A 24,202-nucleotide genomic window follows, 5' to 3' on the forward strand; every position below is an offset into this window, starting at 1 on the left:
TTTGGATGGGACTCGTTTTGTGGATGGCTTATTTTATGTTTTATTTTCAGGTGACAAGACAGCTTGCCAAATTTTAATGGTATTATCCCAACTGCTACTCACTAATTTGTTGCCCTCTGGACTAAAGGCGAGAGAGGTAATAGGTCCAGAATGCCATTTTAAGGTGCACAGTTCTTGTCCGGTCCTCAGATGGAACAATTTAATCAGGCGATCGCGACTGCCACAGGCGAGGATTTCCCCATCGGGACTCACGGCGATCGCTTGTACCCAATCTTTCAGGGTTGACAAGCTGTAAGTCTGGCTGTGGGTCTGCAAATCCCACAGTTTCACAGTTTTGTCTTCACTGCCACTGACTAACTGTTGACCATTGGGAGTAAAGGCGACTGCACGGACTGAGGCCAAATGTCCCTGGAGGGTGGCTTGCTCTAGGCCAGTGCTCAAGTCCCATAATTTAATGGTATGGTCATCGTATCCCCCTCCACTGGCTAAGGTTTTACCATCCGGGGCGATCGCCACTGATTCCACATACCCCGTATGTCCCGTCAGGGTCCCGACTGCCATCCCCGTTGTCAGGTCCCACAGTTTCACCGTACTGTCAAAACAACCTGCGGCTAAGATTCCCCCATCAGGACTGATCGCAATCGACAACGGATAGGCATTTAATCCATCCCAGGTCTGCAATAAGTTCCCACTGCCCAAATCCCACAACTTGAGGGTATTATCCAAGCTGCCACTGACCAGAATTTGTCCATCGGGACTAATCGCAAGGCAACTCACCCACCCGGTATGAGCGGTTAAAGTCCCGATCGCATTCCCGGTAGCCAAATGCCAAACTTTGATTGTTTTATCATAGCTACAACTGGCTAAGGTTTCTCCATCGGGACTAATGGCTACCGCGATCGCATAGTTCTGATGACCCGTCAAGGTATGAATACATTTCCAGGTGGTGGGAATTGCGGGGTTAATCAGCGGAGTGACTGTTGGGGAGTTGGACATAAACCGTTGGGGAAGGGACCAATAGAGGTCGGCCAGTGCCCCTCCTGCACTTTCGTAGCGATCGTTTACCCACTCCTGCACCATCTTATCAATCACTTTTTCTAAGCGGCGATCAATCGTCATTCCTTTTTTGATTAATTCTTCTCGCCACAACCAGCGACCCTTCATCGGATCGTACAATTCATCGGGGTTTGTATCGGTCATCAAATGAATACAAGTGACCCCCAAGCTGTACAAATCACTCGCCGGATAGGCTTTCCCTCCCCGCAGTTGTTCAATGGGTGCATAGCCTTCCGTCCCGATTTTGGTTCCCGTTTTAACTAAAACGTTATTACTGAGTTGTTTAGCTACCCCAAAATCAATTAACACATATTTCCCATCGGATTTTTGTCTTAAAATATTTTCGGGCTTAATATCTCGATGAATTACATTTCGCTCATGAATAAACTGTAAAACTGGCAATAAATCTAATAATAAATTTTTGATTTTATCGCTAGAAAACGGCCCGTTTTCATCCAACTCCTGCAACAAAGTTTTCCCATTGATAAACTGTTGCACCAGATAGAGACGACCATCGATAGCAAAATCCGCAAATAGAGTGGGAATCTGAGGATGATCGCCCAATTGTAATAGTCGTTGAGCTTCTTGGGCGAACATTTTAGTGGCCGTTTCCAACAAGTTGGAATTTTGCTGAACTTGGGGTAACGGCAAAAATTGTTTAATCACACAGGTGGCATTTAAGCGATCGCCATCTTCAGCGATAAAGGTGCGCCCAAATCCCCCTTCCCCCAACAGGGAAAGTGCTCGATATCGCTGGTTGAGTTGCAACTCGTTGCCACAACTTTGACAAAACTTGATACCGGCTGGATTCTCAGGATTTTGACAGTGGGGATTGAGACAATAGCTCATGCCATGTTCTAGGTAAAACGGTTCAGGATTTCGGAAACTCTTCTAACTTTCTATTTTAATCGCAATTTTCCAAAATCACCCGTTTACTAGAAAATTGATCCAGTGACTGAGAGCAGGCTCTATAGCGCGTCTCAATCCTTTTACATAGAGGAATGAATATCTGGATTTCCAGCAGCAGTAGGGAGTAATATATTCCCTCTACTTTGAGGCATTCTCCGTCTTTATTTAGAGTCGTTCGGTTCCGGGGAGGGGGTTGTAATTTAGGTGGATTAAATTACTTTCAAAAAATAAAATAGAGGAAGTTTTTAACCCTTCATTATTTTAATAAAATTTCTTTAAGAAAAGAATTAAACTTTATTAGGTAAAAACCTCGGCATTTCAAAATTTTGAAAGATTAAGGTCCTTGTCCAAATTCCGAGCGTAAGGCTTCTAATTCAGCGGCGATCGGGTCAAAACCTGGGGTTTGATTGGGGGGAGTTGGGCTGGGTTTGGGTGGGGGAGATGCAGGGGATACCGCTTTACCCGGTTGCCCTTGACTAAAATGAGTTTTAATCGCTTCTAAATCCAGGGAAACCGGGTCAAATTTGCCCGGTTGAACAGGGGGAGTTTGGGGGGCAGCAGGGGGTTTAGGGGGTGGGGAGGCGATCGCCCCGGGTTGTAACACTTTTAAAACTTCTGTCGCGGATTGATAGCGATCGCGCACTAATTCTTGTAGCAATTTATCTAAAATTTGTGCTAAGATTGGAGAGGTACTTTTCCCTTGCTTTGCCAGTTGTTCTTTCCACACCCAGCGGGCATTCATTCCATCATATAAATCATCGGGCATTTTTGCTGTTAATAACTGAATACAAGTCACCCCCAAACTATATAAATCACTCGCCGGATATGCCTGACCCCCACGAATTTGTTCCAGAGGAGCATATCCGTGAGTACCGGCCCGAGTTCCCATTTGGGCCAGGGCAGTCCCCGTCCCTTCTTTAGCCACCCCAAAATCAACTAAAACGAGCTTATTATCCTTGCGTCGTCGTAAAATATTTTCCGGTTTTATATCACGATGAATCACATTATTCGTATGAATAAATTGCAGAATCGGCAATAAATCCAGTAATAGGGAATAAATTTGGCTTTCGCTAAAGGATCCCTGTTGTTTGAGTTCATCTAAAAGGTCTAATCCATCAATTAATTCCTGAACTAAATACCAGCGTTTATCCTGTTCAAAATAAGCATAAAGGGAGGGAATTTGAGGATGTTCCCCCAGATGCAGGAGTTGCACTGCTTCCCGTTGAAATAGTTCCGTAGCTTTTGCTAAGGCAGCAGTCCCTTGAATTTGGGGAAAAAACTGTTTAATGACACAGGGTGCATTGAGGCGGTCTTCATCAACAGCAAAAAAGGTGCGACCCATCCCCCCTTGGCCCAAGGGTTGTACTGCCCGATAGCGATCGCGCAACAGTAATTTAGCCCCACAAGTTAGACAAAATTTGGTAGAGGGGGGATTGGAGGGGTTAGAACAGTTTGAATTGAGACAATAGGTCATAATTTTAACGAAATTGACAGAATGGGTATCGTTCCTCGGTGATGAGTGGCGATCGCACCGAAACAAGTCAATTGCAGTCCCAACTTAGCTGATCCGCCTAGTTTTTAAGACAAGACTTGCCAAATTTTAATCGTTTCGTCCCAACTGCCACTAATCACCAGTTTACCATCGGGCGCAAAAATCACCGCATTCACTGCCCCGGTATGTCCATTCAGGGTAGTGACATGGTTCGCGGAAAACTGGCCTTTTTCCTGGCGAATCTGCCACAGATTTAAGGTTTGGTCGGTACTGCCACTGACAATATGTTTGCCATTGGGAGAAAAAGCGACAGAATTCACCATATCCCGATGGCCGGATAAGGTAGTGATTAGCTTTCCTGTGGCAAAATTCCAAAGTTTAAGGGTTTTATCTTTACTGCCACTGACTAAAAGTGTGCCATCGGGACTGATTGCTAAACAGTTCACCGATTGCAGATGTCCCCCCAGGGTATAGCGCACTTTATGGTGTTTTAAATCCCAAATTTGGATGGCGTTATCCAGTCCGCCACTGGCTAAATATTCACTCTTCGGTCCGATCGCAATGGATTTAATCATTCCTGAACGACCGGCCAAAGTACACAAAGGTGAGACAGAAACGTTTCCTTTGGGTCCCGTTCCGATCTGCCAAAGTCGCACGGTTCTATCCTCAGAACCGGATGCTAAAATTGTGCCCGTGGTGTTAAAAGCGAGGGAATTAACATCCCGTAAATGGTCGGTTAGGGTTGCAATTTCCTGACCTGTATTCAGATGCCAAAGCTTGATGGTATCATCATCGCTGCAACTCGCTAACAGAGTTCCATCAGGAGAGATAGCAAGTCCATTGATGGATTTGCTATGACCCGAGAGACCTCGGATAGTTTCCCCGGTAAAAAAATTCCAAATCAGGATGCGATCATCGAGACTGCCACTGGCGAGAATGTGACTGTTGGGGGCGATCGCCAAACAAGTTACCCAAGAGGTATGGCCCGTGAGGGTCCGGACACACCGAGGGCCGCTATGGGTTGAGGTGTGATTGCTAATCGGGGGTTTCGAGAAAAGGGCCACCGGACTCCCTCGATCGCCCGGGGGTAGTAAATTATGGGTGGAGGGGGGTTTCATGAACTGGGGCGTTTGAATCCGGGTAGCGGCGTTGCGGAGTTCCTGGCGATCGCCCTGGGGTAAAACAGCGGCCAAATCGATCAAGACGGCCTGGGCGGATTGATAGCGATCGCTCAAATTATCTTTAATCATTTTATCCAGGATATCCCCCAGACGCGGGGCGATCGTCCGCCCTCGATTCTTCAAATACTCCCGCCAAATACAGCCCTTAATCGGGTCAAACAGTCCATCAGGTTTTGCACCCGTCAGCAAGTGAATACAAGTCACCCCTAACCCATACAAATCACTGGCCGGATAAGCTTTGCCACTGCGCAGTTGTTCGATCGGGGCATAACAGGTGGTCCCAACTTTTGTCCCCGGTTTCGCAAAGGAAGCATCGGTTAGTTGTTTGGCGACCCCAAAATCAATCAAAATGAGTTGACCATCGCGCTTACGTCGCAACAAATTAACCGGGGTTATATCGCGGTGAATCACATTTTTGGAGTGGACAAATTGTAGAACTGGCAAGACTTTAGCCAGAAGTTCACAAATTTTATCCTCCCGAAATGGACCCCCCTCTTTGAGTTCATGCCAGAGGGTTTTACCATCAATATACTCCTGCACCAAATACAGCCGTTTGTCCTGTTCAAACGAGGCCAGCAGACTCGGAATTTGGGGATGTTCTCCCAGTTCATACAGTCGGACTGCTTCTTGGTTAAAGAGGGTCACGGCCTTCTCAAATACTCCTTGTCTGGATTCACTACTGCCTTGTAGGGTCGGCAGTAGTTGTTTAATGGCACAGGGGGCATTCAGACGGTCTTCATCGATCGCAAAAAAGGTTCTGCCAAATCCCCCTCGGGCGATCGGTTTAATCGCTCGATAGCGTTCTTTCAGCAGTAACTTTGAGCCGCAACTTTGACAAATTGAAGTCTTCGGCAGATTTTGGGGATTTTGACAAGAGGGATTTAGGCAGTAGCTCATATAGGGGCAGGCGATGAACCGATTTAGTTTTATTTTGCCTTGAAGCTGTCCAAGTATTTCAACCATCCTGAGCAGAACCCCTCTGCCGCTGTGGTCGTTTGATCGTTTTTGCAGCGATCGCCCCGGAGTTTTGTAGTCCTCCCTTAGTCCTCTCAGGGCTAACCTGTCGGGACTTTCTTCGAGGAACTACCCTTCGGGATCAACAGATTTTTAGCCCAACTTTTACACTTTTTGAATATTTATTAATTTTTATGGATTAACCCTCTCCATGCCTTGGGTTATATGCTATTATCTGGTTTCAATCCGGTCGGCTATTTTTGAGGAAAGGCTTACATTCTTCTCCTGAAAAAAATTCCCTCTCTCCCTCCGCTTTCCCCGGTCCAAAGACGCGGTTTCCCGTCAGAGCACCATCCTTCAAGCCAGACCTATTTTTCGGCGAATAATGGGGGTATTCTGTATCAATAACCCTTCCCTAAATTTGGAGATTATTCTGCGACTTCTGACGGATAATTACTATTAATAAAATTTCCCACCACTTGACGCAGTTGGGCGGCATCAAAGGGCTTAGTTAAATATTCCGTTGCTCCCGCTAACCGACCTTGGACCTTATCAAACAGACCATCGCGAGCGGTGAGCATGACAATGGGCAGTTCTTGAAATTGAGGGATGTTCCTGACGGTTCGACAAAGCTCTAAGCCATCGATTCCGGGCATTGAAACATCGAGCAACAAAATAGCCACCTGCTCATGATAAATCATTGACAAAGCATCCACGGCATTATCTGCAACGAGAACGCGATAATCCTGAGCCAATGCTCGCTTAACTAAATCTTGCATGACGATACTATCATCGACTGCTAGAATGGTGGCTACGGGACTATTATTTTCAGACATTTTTTCTCTCCAGTCCTTAAAAACACTTCAGATGGACAGGTTAGAATCGCAACAGCTTGACTGGCTTTTCCGCCAAATCTGGGTTGACTCAATTCAGACGATACACTATCCCCTGAACGATGGGCATATCTCTCTCTTTAACTTTACCCTATTTTTTCCAGGATATAACGAATAGGGTTCAGAAACAAAATTCAGGGTTTTGGTGAATGAGGCTACAGTGGTTTTACCTAGATTAAACCCTGAGAACAACCGCCCTTCGCCCTCTAAAGGCGATCGCCCTCTATTCTCGCTATCAAACCTCCCTATTTTCCCCTTAGCTTCATCATTCTTAAACCTTTGATAAAGTTGGCTCAAGTTGACTGCTGGATTAATTCCAGAGGGTCGGTTCTTCATCAAGGCGGGATTCAAATTTTTGACCCTTTCTGACACCGAGTTATGTCATTCGTCCCTTTTCTTTTTTTCCAGTTGACTCCAAGGATATAACCCTTGCGGTTGATGTCAACGGTCCACTCTCTGCGCAGGGGGGTTCCAGAATTTTCAGCCTGTAAACTTGACCGTTATTCGATGGAGAAAGCCCTCCCCTAGATCTGACAATTCTCTGAAGCAATCACCCCAAAAACCATGCCGGTGACCCCTGGGGAACGGGGGTTAGGTCCGATTCCCCCCCCAGACTTGGAAAAACTCTCCTGAAACAGTTACCGGACCCGGTTCATCCCTCACCCCATCAGACGCAGAGACTTAAAGACTCCCGGAAGTCAACCTCTAACCCCCAAGATTAGCGGCTTCCGGTTGGGGTTTTTTGGCCTTTGGAGGTTTGCGCTGACCCATCCCCAAGGCGGGTAATAGTTTGTCTTTGAAGAAGATACTCAGGGTCACAAATAATGCAATGATTAAGGCCCCAATTCCAATGGGACTCGGGACCCAAAATCGGGTCTCCAGATGATTCAGTTGTCCCGGTTGCAAAGTCCAGACCAGTTGCCGTCCCTCATTGCGAATCTCTGGGATTAGTCCATTGTCGGAAACGACGGCGGTTGCACCCCAGGGCGTATTTAATGTAAATTCCAGATCGAATAGGACTCCTGGACTGACGATGACCGTGCCATTGGAGGAAATTACCCCGAGCGATCGCAAATCTAATTCATAATTGAGGTGATTATAAATCGCCAGTAAAAAGTTTCGTTGTCTGATCGCCATCTGAGAAGAAATATCCGGAATTTGCGCCTCGGGGGAATTCGTTAACTCCCCTTTATTTTCATCAGCGGGATTAAAAAATTGGTTGAACTTGTCTACTAATTCCGCTCCATTATTAAACGGAATTTTTACCGTAATTTCTCGGTCAGAACTGCGCTTAACCTGGCCGTGCAATTGGCGCGTCCGCCGTTCGATACTTTCTAACCAAGCTTCAGCGGTAGAACTACTAAAGGCTTTGAGTCGTTCTCCCAATTGGATATGTTGGACAATTTCTCCATGAGTTTGACTCTCAAAGTTAATCCCCACATCATATTCCACACAGCCGGTGAGCAACATCGGGACCAGTAACAGGACAATCCAGATTCGCGATCGCTGCACTCTCCCTTGAATCCACTCCCCGACCATCCTCCCAAAAACTGCTAATTTCACAAATTTTTCTCCCTCCAGTCAATGGATTAACTCATGTTTTAACAACTAGAAATCTAACCTTGTCTGGCCGAAACTCCAAGTTTACCAAACAGCATACTGGGCAAGAATGCACCGCCACCTACCCAGTCCCGTTCTTGACTAAAATCTACTAAATTGTCAAAGGCTTCAAAAATACTTCCGGCAACCATTGTATTTTTAACCCGCCCGACAATCTCGCCATTTTCGATTTTATAACCTAAATCTAAGTTAACCGAAAATTCTCCCGCCAGTTGATTGGATTGACCAGCCCCCAGCACTTGCTCAACAATTAATCCTTCCTTGACTCCAGCAATTAAATCAGCGGTGGAGGTACTCCCCGAATTCACGCAGAGATTGACCAAATCGGGTCCTGGGCGCGAAAGTCCACCCCGAAATCCATTTCCGGTCGATTGTAACCCGACACGGGCAGCCCAGCGACGGTCCCAGTAAAACCCATTGACGACGCCGTTTTCAATGAGGGTATTGGGACTGGTGGGAGTGCCTTCATCGTCAAATTCACAAGCGGAGGGACCGAGGGTGGGGTCTTCAAACAGGGTCAGGCGTTCATCAAATACTTTTTGCCCCACTTTATCCATGAGGGGGGATGCCTTTTGGACCACGGCTTGCCCGGATAAGATGGTATCGAATAGACTACCTAGGGTACTGGCTGCCGCTCTTGGGGTGAAAAAGACGGGGAAAGAACCGCTGGTAATGGTGGCGGGACGTTCGGCGAGTTGGTATTTTCTGAGGAGGTCTTTGAGGAGGCGATCGAAGTCCGGTAGGCGATCGCGCGCCACATCATAGCTATAAGCTTGCAGGAAATCTTCCCCTTTGACTAAGTTACCGCTTAGACTGGCGCTAACCATCTGGCTCGATCGCGTGGCATACAGATCTTGACTGGTCATAATTTTGACCGTCCCACTGCGTACATGAAAGCTGACATCCACCAGGATATCGGGGTTATAAGCATGAACTTGCTCAATTTGATTTCGCCCGACTTCCAACAACTCCTGGGTGGTTGGGGGTTGATAGTCTGAGGTTGGGGAGGACAAATGGAGGTTACTAGCGAACTCAAATTCGGCACTGTCCCCAATTTCCGAGGTTTGGACAGCAGCATCGACTAAATCATCGAGGCGGGTGAGGTCCGTGGAACTGGCAAAGCCGATTTTGCCCTTGGAAATCACCCGGAGGGCAACCCCTTGTAGGGCTTTGGTTTGCAGGGATTTCAGGCGGTTGTTTTCAAATTCAATCGGGGTATCTTGACTGGAGACATAGTAAACTTCAGCAGAGTCTACCCGAGATTTTGCCAAGTCGAGAATTTTCTCAAGCGTCGAATCACTCACAATTTCTGTCGTTGTTACTGGTTTTCTTCTCGATCTTAGGTCGGATCGGGCTGCGATCGCTACCCGTCTGGGTTTGAATCCGCCAAGAGAATAGGAAATGGGCAATAATACCAGGGGATTTTTCCAGAAATTCCGGGCAATTACTCCGGTTTGGAGGGTTTGCTGGGACTACGACGGCCTTTTTCCTGCTGTTTCTGTCGTTTGAGCTGTTGAATCTCCACCAGCACCTGTTGCCACTGTGCCTTTAACTCCTGAGAGGCATCATCGCTATGAAAATCCAAATAAGTGACTGTTTTGCGAATTAAATACTCAAATTCTGGCAAGTTCATAAGTGCTATTTTTTAAACCAATGCTTGTGAGAAGTTTCACAAAATATTCCACCTAAGTATATATTATAACAAATTTTCAAACCGGAAACTTCCCCCAAATTTTAATCTTGTCAATGCTTCCTAATGGTAAAACTTGGGAACCTTACAAGTCCCTGCAATAGAAACAACGTAACCCTCACTTGTTAGTTACAAGTGAGGGTTACGTTGACGATTCTCCCGCGCCCTAACTCAGGAGGAATTTCTGATGCTATCAATCATCTTGAGTGAAATAGCGATCAAGAAAATTAAGGGCATGATTTCGCAACTCGTAATACCGCTTATCATCCCGCAAGGCGGCGCGATCGCGTGGATGAGGAAAAGGCACGTGCAGAATTTCCCCGATCTGGGCTTGGGGACCATTGGTCATCATCACAATTCGGTCTGACATAAACAGCGCCTCATCTACATCGTGAGTAATCATCATCACCGCCTGGGGATGGTGTTCCCAAATGTCTAATACCTGTCGTTGTAATTTCCCTCGGGTGAGGGCATCCAAAGCCCCAAAAGGTTCATCCATTAACAGCATCTTGGGTCGAATCGCCAACGCCCGAGCAATTCCGACCCGTTGCTTCATCCCCCCGGAAATTTCATCGGGGTATTTCTCCGCTGCGGCATTGAGATTCACCATTGCTAAATGTTCATTGACGATTTCTCGCTTCTCTACTTCGGGCAAACGGCGCATCACTTCATCCACTGCTAGTCGCACATTCTCTCGCACGGTCAGCCAAGGTAGGAGGGAATACTGCTGGAAAACCATCATGCGTTCTGCTCCTGGCTTAGAAATGGGTTGTCCCTCCAAGGTAACTTGGCCTGAACTGGCTTGCTCTAGCCCTGCGACAATCTTCAGTAAAGTCGATTTGCCACAGCCGGAGTGACCAATAATCGAAATATACTCATCGGACTGGACGGTTAAATCGATACCGTCTAAAATAACAGACTGACCGCCATTGGCATTGGGGTAGGCTTTGATTAAATCACGAATGACTAAAAAATCCTCGGTTGAACGAGTTTCAGTATTAAAGGAATAGTTACTGGGTTTAACCACGATTCACCTCGCTAAATGGATTTGAATAAAACAGAACGTTATGAGGAACAGAAACAGCCCAAACGTTGGGTGCGATCGCCGTTGGATAGATATCAAATCTCACAGGAAAGCGATCTCATATCCAAACGGATATCTACGATAGAAAAAACTTAACCGGAGCCTTAGCCCTAATTTCAAAACTGTTCAGATAGCCTACGGGGTTGCTAGGGTCGAAGGATTTGCGATCGATAAACACCTCCCCGGGTTCTACTTTGTAATCCTCCCCTGGACAGGGAATCCCCATCTCGGTGGCAATCTCACGATAGAGGTCCGTACGCCAAGTGCGACGGGCCAATGCTTCCGCATCCGTGGGAAACTTTTCAACCTGTCCCCATCGGGCCGCCTGGGTCATTAGCCAGAGGGCCTGAGATTGCCATAAAAAGGTAGAATGATCCCCTGGGGGATGAGGTAAATCATCGGGCAGTGCATCAAAAATGGTGGTGTCAAGATGAGAAACTATGCGCTCTTGACCATCAAACCCTCCATAGTTGTAGTCGCCAACAATCCCGGGACGAGTGAACTTGGCCGGTGCGCCAGTAAAGGCTCGGTCGGAAATAATTTCGGCCACTTCTTCCCGATTACGGGGGTCACCGCAATACTGACAAGCCTCAATCATGGCCTTCACCAAGGAACGATAAGTGCGGGGATTTTCATCAATAAAAGACTCCATCACGCCCAAAATCCGGTCTGGATGGCCGCGCCAGAGTTCCTTACCCTGAGCAAAGGTAAAACCCACCCCTTCATTCCCTGTAATTGCCCGACTATTCCAAGGTTCAGCCACCATATACCCCTGCATTGCCCCAATTCGCACATTGGTAACCATCTGCGGGGGGGGAATGATCATGAGCCGAAAGGTGGCGATCGGGTCGATTCCCGCTGCTGCTGCCAGATAGCGAACGAAGTATTCATAGATAGCTGAACTCAGGACCACCGCCCAGATTCGCTTCTCTGAGGGTAAGCTGTCAAAGTAATTGCGAAAGTCCCGGGCAAAGCGATCGAGGTCTCCGTTGTATTCTCGCAGGGGTCGCAGTCCGCTATCCCACATCCGGCGATTCATGGTCATTGCATTGCCGTGGCGGTGAATGGTCATCGCACCACACATGGGTGCATGACGCGCACCTTCTGCCCCTAAGCGAGCATTGGTAATACAACCGGATACCACGGGGGCGGCATCCAAACGGCCAAAGATGAGCCCGTCTCGGGATGTCCCCCAACTGGCTTCACGGTTGAGGGTGACATTGAGTCCGTACTTATAAAAAAAGCCTTTTTGGGCGGCTACGGCAAAAGGGGCGCAATCATTGACCGGCACATAGCCTACCCGAAGATTAGGCTGTTCTAAAGTGCTGGGGTCAATTACCTGGTCAATTTCAAAGGGTTGAGATGCCGCATTGCTTCGAGAGTTGCCTCTTGATGGGCCCGATAAGGCTTGACTACAGGCAGAAAGGGCTAATCCCGCAGAAAATCCAGCTACTCCCTTGAGTAGCGATCGCCGACTTATATAACTCATAGTTTTCCGGAAGGTCTAAAGTTCAGTAAGCTGCCTTAACAAATCCGGGTATAGGCAAACCCTCCACAGCGAGAGAGTTGCCCCCAGAGTGAATGTATGACAGGTCAGTTCGGTGACCCAAAGAGAATGATCGACGGATTAAACCTGTACCGCTGGCCGATGGGTGGCCCATTGTTGCAGTCGTGCGAGTAGGTAGTCCAGAATTAGCCCGGTCAAGCCAATGACGAGGACGGCTAGAAATACAGAACTCAGGTTCAGACGGTTCCATTCATCCCAGACGAAAAAGCCGATGCCAATGCCGCCTGTGAGCATTTCAACTGCCACAATGACCAGCCAAGCAATCCCTAAACTGATTCGCAATCCGGTGAAAATATAAGGGAGACTCGCGGGCCACAAAATTTTAGTCATTCGCCGCCACTGGGACATCTCCAGCACTTCAGCCACCTGAAGATAGTCCTTCGGTACGCTGGCAACTCCCAAGGCGGTGTTAATCAAGGTGGGCCATAGGGAGGTGATGAAAATAACGAAAATCGCCGAAGGATCGGCCAGGTTGAAGATGGCTAAGGCGATCGGTAACCAGGCAACGGGAGAGACAGGTTTAAAAATCTGGACGATTGGGTTAATTGCTTTCATTGCCCGAGGAGAGAGCCCAATCCAGAACCCAACGGGAATGGCAACTAAGGTACCTAAGCCGAAACCCAAAAGGACCCGGCGCAAGCTGGCTAAGAGTAGCCAGCCAATGCCTAAGTCGCCCGGTCCCCGGCGATAAAAGGGATTGAGAATGTAGTCCAGATTTGCCACCAGTGCCTCCCAAGGAGTCGGCATCAGGGTGGTAAAAAAGGTGGCGATCGCCCACCACAGGGCAATAATCACGGCAAAACCAATCGCCGGTAACAGTACCGAGTCGAGTTGGAGCAGGCGACGCGGTGCGTATGAAAAACTGCTGCCCTTACGGGTAGCGATACGTCTACTCATTTAATTTAACCCTCAGAGTCTAGGACCAAAGGGAGTAAGTCGTAGCGATACTTGGCCTAGGACACTAAAGCAGTCAGGTTATAAATATCCTGTACTTCAGTCTCCTCTCAATGCCTACGAGGTTAGCTGACGGGCTAGAGCTGAGAGATGCTCTTCTTTCTCATTTTCAACGAAAGATTCGCCCCGATATATGGTTCCCCCGCTTTAGGACGATCGCAGACAAGCTGCGGCTCCAAAATTAGGCTGACTTACTCTTGCCCTTTATTCTTACGAAAAATTTTCGCAAATGTCAAGGGGGGGAGGGAATTTAATTTTTTTGTTTTTAGGGGCCGGACTTAATATACTCCGCAAGGACTACCTCTAAAGGAGTGAGTATAAATATTTATAGTGACTCTTTCTGGGAACTCTCTTGATACAAACACCTTGACCAGACCAGATTTATAGAATCTAGGAATTAGTAAATTTGATAGGAGTTGCCTGTAAAATGGTTACCCCTAACGGCAAGACTTTTGAGCCAAGTTGTCCTAAGAAGAACTTGATTTTTAAAGGTTTGGGTAAATCTTTCCAAGCAATTTCAACAAATCCCAAGTGTTCATAAAACTCGACTAACCAGCCCATACATTCTACATAAACTGGGGCTGTCGCTTCTTTGACTAAATGCTGAACCAAATAAGACCCCAGGCCGCGATCGCGCCAAGACTTCTCAACCACTAAACTTCCCAACTCTTGACAGTCTGCAAATTGTCGTAATTGTCCACAAGCGATGACTTTATCCTGAAACTCAATCACGGAAAAATTCTCCCAGCGCAACTGGGTTGGGTCTAATTTTGCCTGAAATACTAACTTGCGAATTGTCCCTAAATCTTCAGGAATGGCAGGGCGGAGAATACAGCCCGGAGGCAAAGACTTTGATGCAGCCATGACTTATATTCAGTAGCAAGAATAAAACCGAAACGGGGACAGGGAGAAGGAAGAATTAATCTCCTAATTCTCCCCTGTGCCATGTCCAATGCTAACGAGATTTCATTTCGGCTAGGGCACCTCTCGCCATATCGGCGATCGCCCGGTCTGTGGCCTTGGGTAAACTATAATATCGACCCCCTGCCGCTTTGGCTAACTCTTTCGCAAATCCGGTGGAAACAAACTTATTCTCTGTATCAATCATCAACAACTGCATTCCCACCCCGCGAATTTTACCCGCAATATCGAGCAATTCCGCCTTAATATCCGGTTTCTCACCTTCAATTTGCGGTTCACCCAGGGACCGCGATAAGGGAACATTCCCCCGTCCATCAGTAATGGCAACGATCGCCACCTGACCGATATCCCCGGATTGTTGAGCATTTAGCCCCACCCGCACTGCCGTGCTTAACCCGTGGGCTAAGGGTGATCCACCACCACAGGGCAAGCGTTCCAACCGTCTGCGGGCCGAAGTAATCGATCGCGTCGGAGGTAGCAACACATCCGCCTGTTCTCCCCGGAACGGAATCAAGGCAATTTGGTCGCGGTTTTGATAGGCTTCCGTCAGCAGTTGTAAGACAGCCCCTTTTGCCGATTGCATCCGGTTGAGTGCCATCGAGCCCGAGGCATCCACCACAAAGATAATTAAAGACCCGGCTTTTCTCGCCAAGCGCTTTGAGCGCAAATCTCCTTGTTCTACAATCACCTTTCGGTCCGGTTGCCGTTCCCGACGGGCTTTTTGATAGGGGGCCGCAGCGCGTAACGTGGCATCAACCGCCACCCGTTGCACTTTACCCTTGGGTAACATCGGCTTAATATACCGTCCGCGATCGTCAGAAAAAATAATGCTGCGACTGCCTGATTTACCTTGCCGCTTCGCCATTTGTGCGAAATACAGCACACTCGGGTCCATGATCACCCCTTCAGGATCGAACAAAAACTCTTCGGGAATACTTTGTTCCTGTTCCGGTTGTTCCTGTTCGTCTTCTTCTTCCGGTTCTTCCTCGTCCGGTTCGTCTTGTTGCTGATCCGAGTTGTCTTGCGGCGGTGGCGGTGGTGGTGGCGGTGGCGGTTGTTGTTCCTCCGGTGGGGTTTGGACAATGGTGCAACGAGGAACAATGACTAATTCCACCGCCCGACGCAGGTCCTCGGCATTCACTGTAGTACGCCCATCCAGGGCCGCCGATGCCTTGGCGACACGCAGGGCAAATAATTCGGCGCGATGTCCCTGAACCCCGCCTCGGAGGGCTTCATTGACGAGATAGGCGATTTGGTCCGAGTTAATTTCCACATCCTTTAACCATTCTCGGGCGAGGAGAATTTGGGTTTTCAGGTTGTCAATGTCTTCGGTGTATTGGTGTAAGAACGCCTGGGGAGAAGCGGAGTAGGATAAGGCTTGTTCTACTGCTTCCACGCGCTGATCGAGGCCGAGGACCCCATCTGCTGAGAGGGTAATGGCAATGCGATCGAGGAGATGTTCACGCAGGGACCCTTCCTCGGGGTTATAGGTGGCAATAAACAAGGGTTTGCAGGGATGTTGGAAGCTAATCCCTTCCCGTTCGATTTGGTTGCGTCCATCGGTGAGGACGCTTAACAGCAGGTTGGCAATTTGGTCATCGAGGAGGTTGATTTCATCGATATAGAGTACCCCCCGATGCGCTTGGGCGAGTAAACCCGGTTGAAATACCGTGTCCCCTTGCTTGACCGACTGTTCCACATCCACGGATCCTAACAGGCGGTCTTCTGTGACCCCGAGAGGGATTTGTACAAAGGGGGCGGGAATGATTTGAGTGGGAACCTCATCGGGAGTGGTGCCGTTGGTCCCCGAGTGGGGGTAAGCTTCTCGGGTGAGGTCGTCCCATTCATCGGGATTGGTGGGATTGCAGTTGGCGATCGAGTCTTTGACGACTTCAATTGGGGGTAACAGGGCGTGAATGGCACGCGCCATCACGGATTTGGCGGTTCCCCGACGACCGGCGATCGCCAGTCCTCCCAATCCGGGGTCTACTGCGGTTAACAGTAGGGCGAGTTTAATCGCCTCCTGACCGACAACTGCTGTCAGAGGAAATGCTGTGAGGGTAGAGGTGCTGGGCGCGGGCATGGTTTGAATAATTGCTAGTCCAAAGGTTCAGAATATCAAAAAAGCGGGCGGGTCCGGGGATTTTTTAGTGCGGAGGGGCAGTTGCCTCAGTTCAAAATCACCGCCCCTCTCGCCAATCTGTCGAAGTCATGAGCTATATTCCTAGAGGAAAGTCTATTATTTTAAAGAACAACACCTGTGAAATTTGGTCAATGGCTGGGGTTTGTTGCCATTCTGATTTCCCTTTATATTTTGTGGGAAATTCGGCAATTGTTGTTACTGTTATTTGTTGCAGTTGTTTTTGCTACTGCGCTCAATAGTATTGCCAAGCAGTTCCAAACGCGGTTACGTCTCAACCGCACCGTTGCTATTTTCATCACGCTGTGTTTGACAGTTTTGTTCTATGTGCTGTTTATTTGGCTGGTGGTTCCCCGGTTTATTGAACAGTCGCAAAGGATGATTGAGCTATTACCGCAAGTGTTTGTAGCCTTGCGGCTTTGGCTGCGATCGGTGGAAACTCAGTTGCCGATTTGGTTACCGCAACCGCCGAGTTTGGCCGAGTTGATTGTGCAGTTACAGCCCTTTGTCCTGCGATCGGTCACGAATTTTGTCGATTTTTTCTCCAACTCGTTTCGGATTGCCCTTCAACTTTTATTTGTGATTGTGCTGACCTTGATGCTGTTAGCCAATCCGTTGGAATATCGGCAGGCATTCGTCCGGCTCTTTCCCTCTTTTTATCGCCGCCGTGCCCATGAAATTTTAGATGAATGTGAAATTGGGTTAGGAAACTGGTTTGCCGGAATTGCGATTAACTGTATTTTTATTGGGAGTTTAAGTGGAGCCGGACTCTGGATTTTACAAGTGGACTTAGTGTTAGTTCATGCCTTGATGGCAGGGCTCTTTAATTTTATCCCCAATATTGGCCCAACCATGAGCGCGGTATTTCCTTTAATGATTGCTTTATTAGATGCACCTTGGAAAGCTTTAGCGGTGTTAATTTGGTATATCCTCATTCAACAGATTGAAAGTTATTGGTTAACGCCTACGGTGATGGCAAAACAAGTTTCTCTGTTACCCGCAGTCACCTTAGTGGCCCAAATTTTCTTTGCCAGTGTGTTTGGAGTGTTGGGATTATTATTAGCGCTTCCGCTGACGGTGGTGGCTCAGATTTGGATTCAAGAGTTATATTTTAAAGATATTATGGACAAATGGAAGAATAAACCTTCTAAATATGAACTTGAGGCTGGCGATCGCCAGGGGGAAACGGTCACCGAATCTATATAAAATCAGCCGGAGTGATTAACCATAGACTGTTTGCTTTGATTCAGGGATCAATCCCCCCAACCCCCCTTATGAAGGGGGGCTTTTGAAGAGTTTCTAAGAAGTATCAAGCTGATTAGGATTAAATCCGGGGGGGAAAATGAGCGACAATCGTTGCAACATCAGGATGTGAACGAACGATCGCTTCTGGTTCTACTAATCTCCCCGATGACCCAAAGGCTTGATGTTGATGGGAACCGGAGGTTAAGATTAATAAATCATCGGTTTTGAGCATTCTCGATACTTTTCTGACAAAGTTTCCCCGCAGGCGTTGCACTGGAGTGGTTTCACTTAGTCCAAACGCTTCGAGGTCAAACTCAACGTCTTTAGAACCCCCAGTGACAATCAATAATAACTGTAAGTTAGCCTTGAGTTCAGTGGCGATAGTATTAGCAATTTCTAGGGCTTGTTTAAATTCCCAAGAGGTGGTTTCCACGTCCGTGGCGGCGACAAAGATGCGGGCGGTATTTTCGATAGGTTGGGGAAATCGGGTAATCAGAACCGGAACTGGCGATCGGCGCACAATCCGATCAATCACGTCCCCAAAGAAATTTTCTCGATAGGTGGAATATCCTTTCCACCCACAAATAATTAAGGTGGCATTCCGTTCCGAGGCACTGCGCACAATTCCCCCGGAGATTTCCGCATCAATTCGACCAATGGGTTCCACGGCTACGGTTGCAGCATGAGCAATGGTTTCTGCTGCCGCTAATAACTGGGTTTGTTGAATCCTTTGCTCTGGAGAAATCTTACTATTTTTATCCGAAAGAACGTGCAAGGGGAGCAAGGTTCCTTTAGAATTTTTTGCCAGCAAAATTGCTAAAGTCAACAGGTTATCTTCTGTGCTGGGGTTAGCAACAGGAACCAAAACGCGATCGGTTAACCCGGCACTTTCCAGGGTTGTTGTTTTCTCCTCGGGTTTCACCCCTTTTCCCCACTTGGCAGTAATCCAGGGAGAGGCAATACAACTGACGAGAATCATCGCAATAATGCCATTAACGGTGACCTCATCCACCAGTTTTATCTCATAAGCAACGGTAATTGCGGCTAAAGTAGAAGCCGCTTGGGCAACAGACAACCCAAACATAACCATCGTATTGGGAAAGGTCCAGCCAAAAAACTTCCCGGAACCCCAAGCGGCTAGATATTTAGCCAAAAACTCAGCCCCAATCATCACCCCCGCCACCACGAGCGATCGCGGTTCACTAATCAGAATCATCGGGTCAATTAACATCCCCACGGAAAGCAGAAAGAAGGGGACAAAGAGCGTATTTCCAATAAACTGAATCCGATTCATTAAAGGACTCAAAGCCGGAATCAATTGAGTAATGGCAACTCCTGCTAAAAACGCTCCAATAATTGCTTCGATTTCAATCAATTGAGCGACATAAGAAACCACCAGCAAAGTGGCAACCACAAAAGTAAATTCTGCCCCTTCATCATGCCCAAATTTTCTGAAAAACCATCGCCCAAGTTTGGGAACTCCCCACAAGGTAGCGACGGTATAAATTGCCAAGGCAGGGATGAGAAAGAGCCAAAATTGTAGGGTTAATGCCCCCCCATGCGCTTTGACCACAACGGCTAATACTAACAACGCCAGGACATTCGTGATTAAGGTTCCGCCCAAAGTGGCAGTTACCGATTGTGCGCGCATGATCCCCAAGCGGGTCAAAACTGGCAATGCCAACAGGGTATGAGAGGCAAAACAAGAGGCAACTAGAATTGAGGCTAACAAACTATCTCCTAGCAACAACATCGCCCCAGTTCCCAATACCATCGGAATGGCAAAGGTTGCCAACCCAAAGATAATGGCTTTATCGGCATTGAGTTTGAGGTCATCTAAACTGGTTTCTAACCCCGCCATAAACATTAAAAATAGTAACCCCACGGTGCCTAATAGCACAATGGTCTCATCCCGGGCTAATAATCCCAACCCGTGGGGTCCGATGACGATTCCAGCTAGAATTAAACCCACAATTCCCGGGAGTTTTAACCGCTCAAACACCAAAGGCGCAATGAGCATCATTGCCATAATAATCAAAAAAATGGCAACGGGGTCTTTAATGGGGCCGCTTAAAACTTGAGCCAAGGGAGTCCCCATCAACAACGTGGTGATGTCTCCCCCATTCGTTTCAATGAACGGCCAAAGGTTTGCCATAAACGAACTCCTGGTAATTGAATTTGTAAGAGGTGCTTTTGTATTCCTGAGTTTATAACATATTTTTTAATTTTTGCCTTTACCGTAAAGTTGAAAGCAAAAATGAATAACTACTTTTCTTAAATATTGACTCTAATCTTTTAGGATTAACCTAGAGAATACTTGAGAAACATTGGTAATCTTATAAACCGGAAATATCTTTTTACTTATAAGATTAAAATCCAGAAATTAACTCTCCCTAGAGGAAGATTTACAAGGGGTAAGTTTTAGGCACAATCTTTAAAGAGGGTCGGCAAGGCAGCAGAAGCCGAACTAATCGAATCAACGGGAGTAAAATTGTTTCTTAAATTACCATCAGGCTACCTGACTAAGCGGGAAAGCCAACCTTTTGCGTGCGATCGCCCACATCCGATCTGATCGCCTCTGACTTCATCCAGGGTTGAGGAGAGTACCCCTGGCGGAAATTGGCAACTTAGACAAGCGATCGCACCTAAGTAGGAGCAGCTTTGTTAAACTGAAACCTAGGACTTCAATAGAGGATTCGAGTAAGGGGACAAGACATCGGGTTTCTGGCACAGATTGGCTGCTAATTCTTACAGATTTTGTAAACAACCCCGGCTGGCGTTGTCAAGATGAAACCGATGCTCTAAATACCCTGATGTCCTTGCAGAAGCGATCGCCTACGAATGGCAGTACCAAGGGATGACTGAGTAGTACCATGAAGATTTCCGAGCTAATACAATGGTTTGAAGGCTGGGCTAACCCAGTATGGCAAGAAAAGTGGGATAATTGTGGTTGGCAAATCGAACCGGGAATCTTAACCGAACCGGCTGGGGTGTTAGTCTGTTTAACCCCCACCTTAGCCGTGATGGAAGAAGCAATCACCCTCCAACAAAGCGGCGAACCCGTTAATTTAATATTCGCTCACCATCCCCTGATTTTTGGGGGAGTCAATCGCCTTTGTAGGGGTGAGGCGATTGGGGAAATGGCAAAACTCGCCTTTACCCATCGTATCGGCATTTACACCGCTCACACTAACTTTGACCAAGTAAATCATGGGACTGCGGATGTCTTAGCACAATGGTTAAATCTAAAACAAGTTAAGCCGATTGTCCCCACCCAACCGGGCCTGGGTTATGGACGAATTGGACAACTGGAACCGGCACTTTCCCTCGGGGATTTGTTGACCCTAATTCAAGAGAAATTGCAACCGCCAGAACTGATTGTATCCCCTACTGAACCTCAGCAGCACATCCGCAGGTTAGCGGTTTTAGGCGGTTCGGGAGCGAGTTATATCGATGCGGTTGTACAAGCTGGTGCTGAGGCTTATCTCACCTCAGATTGCAAATTTCATCAATTCCAGGAAGCGCGCGATCGCGGCTTAGTTCTGATTGATGCCGGTCATTATGCTACAGAACGCCCCGCCTGCGATCGGCTCGTCGAAAAATTAAGTAAAGCGGGAGCAAACTGGGTAAAATTGAGTACCCAAGATGAAGATTTCCGCCAGTTTTTTCGAGGATAGCGCCGGGGCAAAAAGCCCTTAACAAGTAGAGGACTTGTTACCCCTAAGATTGCTTCAAAGAGTCCAAGATTTCTTGAACCACCCACAGGGGTAAGTCAGACAATTGAGCAATCTCTTCTAAACTCTCCCCTCGGTTAGCAAGACGTTGTACAAACTCTCGTTTTGCTTTCTGGCGACCTTCTTCGCGACCTTCTTCGCGACCTTCTTCGCGACCTTCTTCGCGACCTTCTTCACGACCTTCGACAAATGCTTCTTGATAAAAGCGGGTTTGTTTTAAATCTGTAAGTCCTAACATCTTGGCAATCTCCTCTCGACTGGCTTGGGGCAGTTTATAAACGATAAAGGACTTGTTATCCCTAGGATTGCTTCAAGGAGTCCAAGATTTCTTGAACTACCGATATGGGTAAGTCAGACAATTGAGCAATCTCTTCTAAACTTTCTCCTCGGTTAGCAAGACGTTGTACAAACTCTCGTTTTGCTTTCTGGCTACCTTCTTCACGACCTTCTTCACGACCTTCTTCACGACCTTCAACAAACGCTTCTTGATAAAAGCGGGTTTGTTTTAAATCTGTAAGTCCTAACATCTTGGCAATCTCCTCTCGACTAGCTTGGGGTAGTTTATAAACGATAATGGTCTCGATTAACTCAATGATATCCCGTTGAAGAGGTGCGACGGTCAGTTCTTGTTGGGCCTTGGTAATCAGGCGTTTGGCGGTGGCGATCGCCTCTTGTTCTGGTTCTACCACCAGTTTAACAATTGCGAACCCTAATGAGTCGTTGGAGTTGTCTAACTCATTGAGATAAATGCGAGTGACTCGCCCGGATTCCAGGAGTTCTTGAAATTGGTGGCGTTGTTCTCGTTCCTGGGTGCGACTGGGATAAATGATGACGACACGCCAAGGAGAGCGGGGTTGGTATTGACGCAGGTAGAGAAAAAGTTCGGCAAAAATCCGTGAATAAAAGGTTTCATCGGCTTGAAATTGGACTTCGGCGAGGTAGAAAGGTTGGTCAGGTTTATCGGTTTTTGGAAGAAATAACCCGTCCAAACGAAACGCTAATTGTTTAACTTCAACGGAGGTAAATTGATAGTCTTCAGCATTCCCAGGGGAACTGCGAATGAGTTCAAAAAAGCTGCGGGGATATTGTTGAAAGATGCGATAAAAAATGCTATCGGTTTTCACGAGCTATTTCTTAAGATTATTCAAGCTCACCTAGCTGCGGGTCTTTAATAGATGAGCCGCACAGGAAGATTTCTAGCTTTTGCTTTGTCTTTTGGGAGGTAAAAAGAAGAACTAGAGGAGGGTTATTTCAGCCGGGGAGATTGGACAATCCAGGAATAGAGGGGATGAGATGAACCCTGCTGGCGAATCCGGAGGAGTTGTTGTTCTAAGCGCGATCGCTCTGAGGGTGGCATTCCAAATAAAATGTTACGACTTTGCCAAACTAGGACTGCCACAGTCATGCTCACGGTGAAGGTGAGTCCGATCGCCGGGATGGGATTGTACCGCAGACTCAAGGCGTAGCGCAGACTCGCCCAGGTAAAATGGTCAGACAGGAGTCGGATATCGTCTCGCAATGCCCAGAGGCTAAAACTGCCCACCGTTAGCCACAGCAGGAACACTAACACCCAACGAGCGGCAACGGTGTACTCGTGTAACCGTTGCACTTCTTGCTCGAACCTGGGGTCCTGTGGCAGAGGAACGGGGTCAAGGGGGCGATCGCTAAATTCGTGATTGTTCTCCATCAGAGCAATCTCAATCGATAGAAGCTCACTTCAACCTCCCTAAATCCAGAAGAACGACGCCGCATTAACCCTGACTAACTCTCATTGGAGTCTGGAGAGGCATCCCCAGGGGTGGGACCCTCGGGAACCGGAGATATTCCTGTTCCATTCCGTTCTCGCCACCAGGCTAACAAACTACTCGCTAAAAAGAGACTGGAATACACACCGGCCAAAAATCCCACAATTAAGGCGAGGGCAAAGGATTTTAGGGTTTCCCCGCCAAACAGGAAAATCCCGACCAAGGGTAACATTGTGGTAGCTGTGGTATTAATTGATCGCCCGAGGGTTTGATTCACCGCATCATCGACGATTTCATCAATGGGGCGATTGAACTTATCCTGAGCGAGGGTTTCGCGGATGCGATCGTAAATCACCACGGTATCATTCACCGAGAACCCGATAATGGTGAGCAACGCCACAATAAATAAGCTATCCACTTCTAACCCTAAAACCAGTCCCAGAATCGAGAAAATCCCCACAGTGATTAAGACATCATGGAACAAAGCCACGATCGCAAACAGGGCATAATCGAACTGGAACCGGAAACTGAGATAGACAATAATTCCCGCAAACGAGACAATTAGTGCCAAGAGTCCTTGGGTAAACAATTGACGCCCCAGAGTTGGACCCACGGTATCAATTTGACTCTTTTCTGGATCAAAACTGCCCACTTCTTCCGTTAAAGAATTGACCAGTTGAGTGCGTTGGTCCACATCCAGAGTTGAGGTGCGAATGGATAACGCCTGCTGTTTCTCACCCACGACTTGAATGCTACTGCTGCCCAATCCTTGGGTGGAAAGAATCGATCGCACCTGACCCGCTTCAATCGGGCGATCGCAATTGTTGGGAACTGAACAATCGAGTTCCAACTGCAACCGAGTCCCCCCCACAAAATCCAGACTCGGACGCAAGGGTGCTCCCAACTGTTGCCAGGAAATCACCATCGAAATCAACCCAGCCACCACAACCGCTGCGGATAATGTCCACCACAATTGGCGCTGTTTGTTAACGTTTAATTTCATCGAATCTGCCTCTG

18 protein-coding genes, 1 pseudogene and 1 riboswitch are annotated in these 24,202 nt (G+C 47.6%); of the genes and pseudogenes, 2 read left to right on the forward strand and 17 right to left on the reverse strand.

Features of this window, described 5'->3' with window-relative positions; all coding sequences use genetic code 11:
* Window positions 1-33 precede the first annotated feature (33 nt).
* From NG796_RS18685 to bchD, 12 genes are all read right to left on the reverse strand, one after another.
* Window positions 34-1,905, reverse strand: a complete 1,872-nt coding sequence (locus NG796_RS18685; RefSeq protein WP_261208400.1) for a serine/threonine-protein kinase — start codon at window positions 1,903-1,905, stop codon at window positions 34-36.
* A 394-nt stretch (window positions 1,906-2,299) separates the two neighbouring features.
* Window positions 2,300-3,439 carry a serine/threonine-protein kinase gene (locus NG796_RS18690; RefSeq protein WP_317619329.1) on the reverse strand — a complete coding sequence of 380 codons (1,140 nt, stop codon included), beginning with the start codon at window positions 3,437-3,439 and terminating at the stop codon, window positions 2,300-2,302.
* Window positions 3,440-3,543: 104 nt separating this feature from the next.
* Window positions 3,544-5,601: a serine/threonine-protein kinase gene (locus NG796_RS18695; protein WP_261208401.1), complete on the reverse strand. Its 2,058-nt coding sequence runs from the start codon at window positions 5,599-5,601 to the stop codon at window positions 3,544-3,546.
* 419 nt (window positions 5,602-6,020) lie between these two features.
* On the reverse strand, window positions 6,021-6,428 hold the full coding sequence (locus NG796_RS18700; RefSeq protein ID WP_261208402.1) for a PleD family two-component system response regulator: 408 nt from the start codon (window positions 6,426-6,428) through the stop codon (window positions 6,021-6,023).
* 762 nt (window positions 6,429-7,190) lie between these two features.
* Complete coding sequence (locus tag NG796_RS18705; protein ID WP_261208403.1) at window positions 7,191-8,048, reverse strand: DUF3153 domain-containing protein; 858 nt, start codon at window positions 8,046-8,048, stop codon at window positions 7,191-7,193.
* 53 nt (window positions 8,049-8,101) lie between these two features.
* The gene (locus NG796_RS18710) at window positions 8,102-9,409 is read right to left on the reverse strand and encodes a TldD/PmbA family protein (RefSeq protein WP_261208404.1); all 1,308 of its coding nucleotides are present in this window, start codon (window positions 9,407-9,409) and stop codon (window positions 8,102-8,104) included.
* Between the two features lie 140 nt (window positions 9,410-9,549).
* Window positions 9,550-9,738, reverse strand: a complete 189-nt coding sequence (locus tag NG796_RS18715; RefSeq protein ID WP_261208405.1) for a hypothetical protein — start codon at window positions 9,736-9,738, stop codon at window positions 9,550-9,552.
* A 250-nt stretch (window positions 9,739-9,988) separates the two neighbouring features.
* Window positions 9,989-10,822: an ABC transporter ATP-binding protein gene (locus NG796_RS18720; protein ID WP_261208406.1), complete on the reverse strand. Its 834-nt coding sequence runs from the start codon at window positions 10,820-10,822 to the stop codon at window positions 9,989-9,991.
* A 133-nt stretch (window positions 10,823-10,955) separates the two neighbouring features.
* Window positions 10,956-12,368 (reverse strand): CmpA/NrtA family ABC transporter substrate-binding protein, encoded by a 1,413-nt coding sequence (locus NG796_RS18725; protein WP_261208407.1) that lies wholly within the window; start codon window positions 12,366-12,368, stop codon window positions 10,956-10,958.
* Between the two features lie 138 nt (window positions 12,369-12,506).
* Entirely contained in the window at window positions 12,507-13,343 is an 837-nt protein-coding gene (gene ntrB / locus NG796_RS18730) for a nitrate ABC transporter permease (protein WP_261208408.1), read from the reverse strand.
* A gap of 96 nt (window positions 13,344-13,439) precedes the next feature.
* Window positions 13,440-13,598: riboswitch (cyclic di-AMP (ydaO/yuaA leader) on the reverse strand.
* A gap of 192 nt (window positions 13,599-13,790) precedes the next feature.
* A complete protein-coding gene (locus tag NG796_RS18735; protein ID WP_261208409.1) occupies window positions 13,791-14,264 on the reverse strand; it encodes a GNAT family N-acetyltransferase in 474 nt (157 codons plus the stop codon).
* 91 nt (window positions 14,265-14,355) lie between these two features.
* The gene (gene bchD / locus NG796_RS18740; RefSeq protein ID WP_261208410.1) at window positions 14,356-16,404 is read right to left on the reverse strand and encodes a magnesium chelatase ATPase subunit D; all 2,049 of its coding nucleotides are present in this window, start codon (window positions 16,402-16,404) and stop codon (window positions 14,356-14,358) included.
* Between the two features lie 177 nt (window positions 16,405-16,581).
* On the opposite strand from bchD, the gene NG796_RS18745 reads away from it, so the two are divergent.
* Complete coding sequence (locus NG796_RS18745; RefSeq protein ID WP_261208411.1) at window positions 16,582-17,667, forward strand: AI-2E family transporter; 1,086 nt, start codon at window positions 16,582-16,584, stop codon at window positions 17,665-17,667.
* A 118-nt stretch (window positions 17,668-17,785) separates the two neighbouring features.
* On the opposite strand, the gene NG796_RS18750 is transcribed toward NG796_RS18745, so the two are convergent.
* Window positions 17,786-19,861, reverse strand: a complete 2,076-nt coding sequence (locus NG796_RS18750; RefSeq protein ID WP_411268820.1) for a cation:proton antiporter — start codon at window positions 19,859-19,861, stop codon at window positions 17,786-17,788.
* 718 nt (window positions 19,862-20,579) lie between these two features.
* Here NG796_RS18750 and NG796_RS18755 point away from each other — a divergent pair.
* Window positions 20,580-21,383: a Nif3-like dinuclear metal center hexameric protein gene (locus NG796_RS18755; RefSeq protein ID WP_261208412.1), complete on the forward strand. Its 804-nt coding sequence runs from the start codon at window positions 20,580-20,582 to the stop codon at window positions 21,381-21,383.
* A gap of 43 nt (window positions 21,384-21,426) precedes the next feature.
* Here NG796_RS18755 and NG796_RS18760 read toward each other — a convergent pair.
* The 4 genes and pseudogenes from NG796_RS18760 to secF all read right to left on the reverse strand — a co-directional run.
* Window positions 21,427-21,732 (reverse strand): annotated as a pseudogene (locus NG796_RS18760) (flagellar assembly protein H); the annotation flags it as partial.
* 7 nt (window positions 21,733-21,739) lie between these two features.
* Complete coding sequence (locus NG796_RS18765) at window positions 21,740-22,564, reverse strand: Rpn family recombination-promoting nuclease/putative transposase (protein ID WP_261208414.1); 825 nt, start codon at window positions 22,562-22,564, stop codon at window positions 21,740-21,742.
* A gap of 122 nt (window positions 22,565-22,686) precedes the next feature.
* Window positions 22,687-23,127, reverse strand: coding sequence for a hypothetical protein (locus NG796_RS18770; protein WP_261208415.1), 441 nt, complete (start codon window positions 23,125-23,127; stop codon window positions 22,687-22,689).
* A 74-nt stretch (window positions 23,128-23,201) separates the two neighbouring features.
* A complete protein-coding gene (secF, locus tag NG796_RS18775; RefSeq protein ID WP_261208416.1) occupies window positions 23,202-24,188 on the reverse strand; it encodes a protein translocase subunit SecF in 987 nt (328 codons plus the stop codon).
* Window positions 24,189-24,202: the final 14 nt, after the last annotated feature.

Source organism: Laspinema sp. D2d (assembly GCF_025370755.1).
Classification (GTDB): Bacteria; Cyanobacteriota; Cyanobacteriia; order Cyanobacteriales; family Laspinemataceae; genus Laspinema.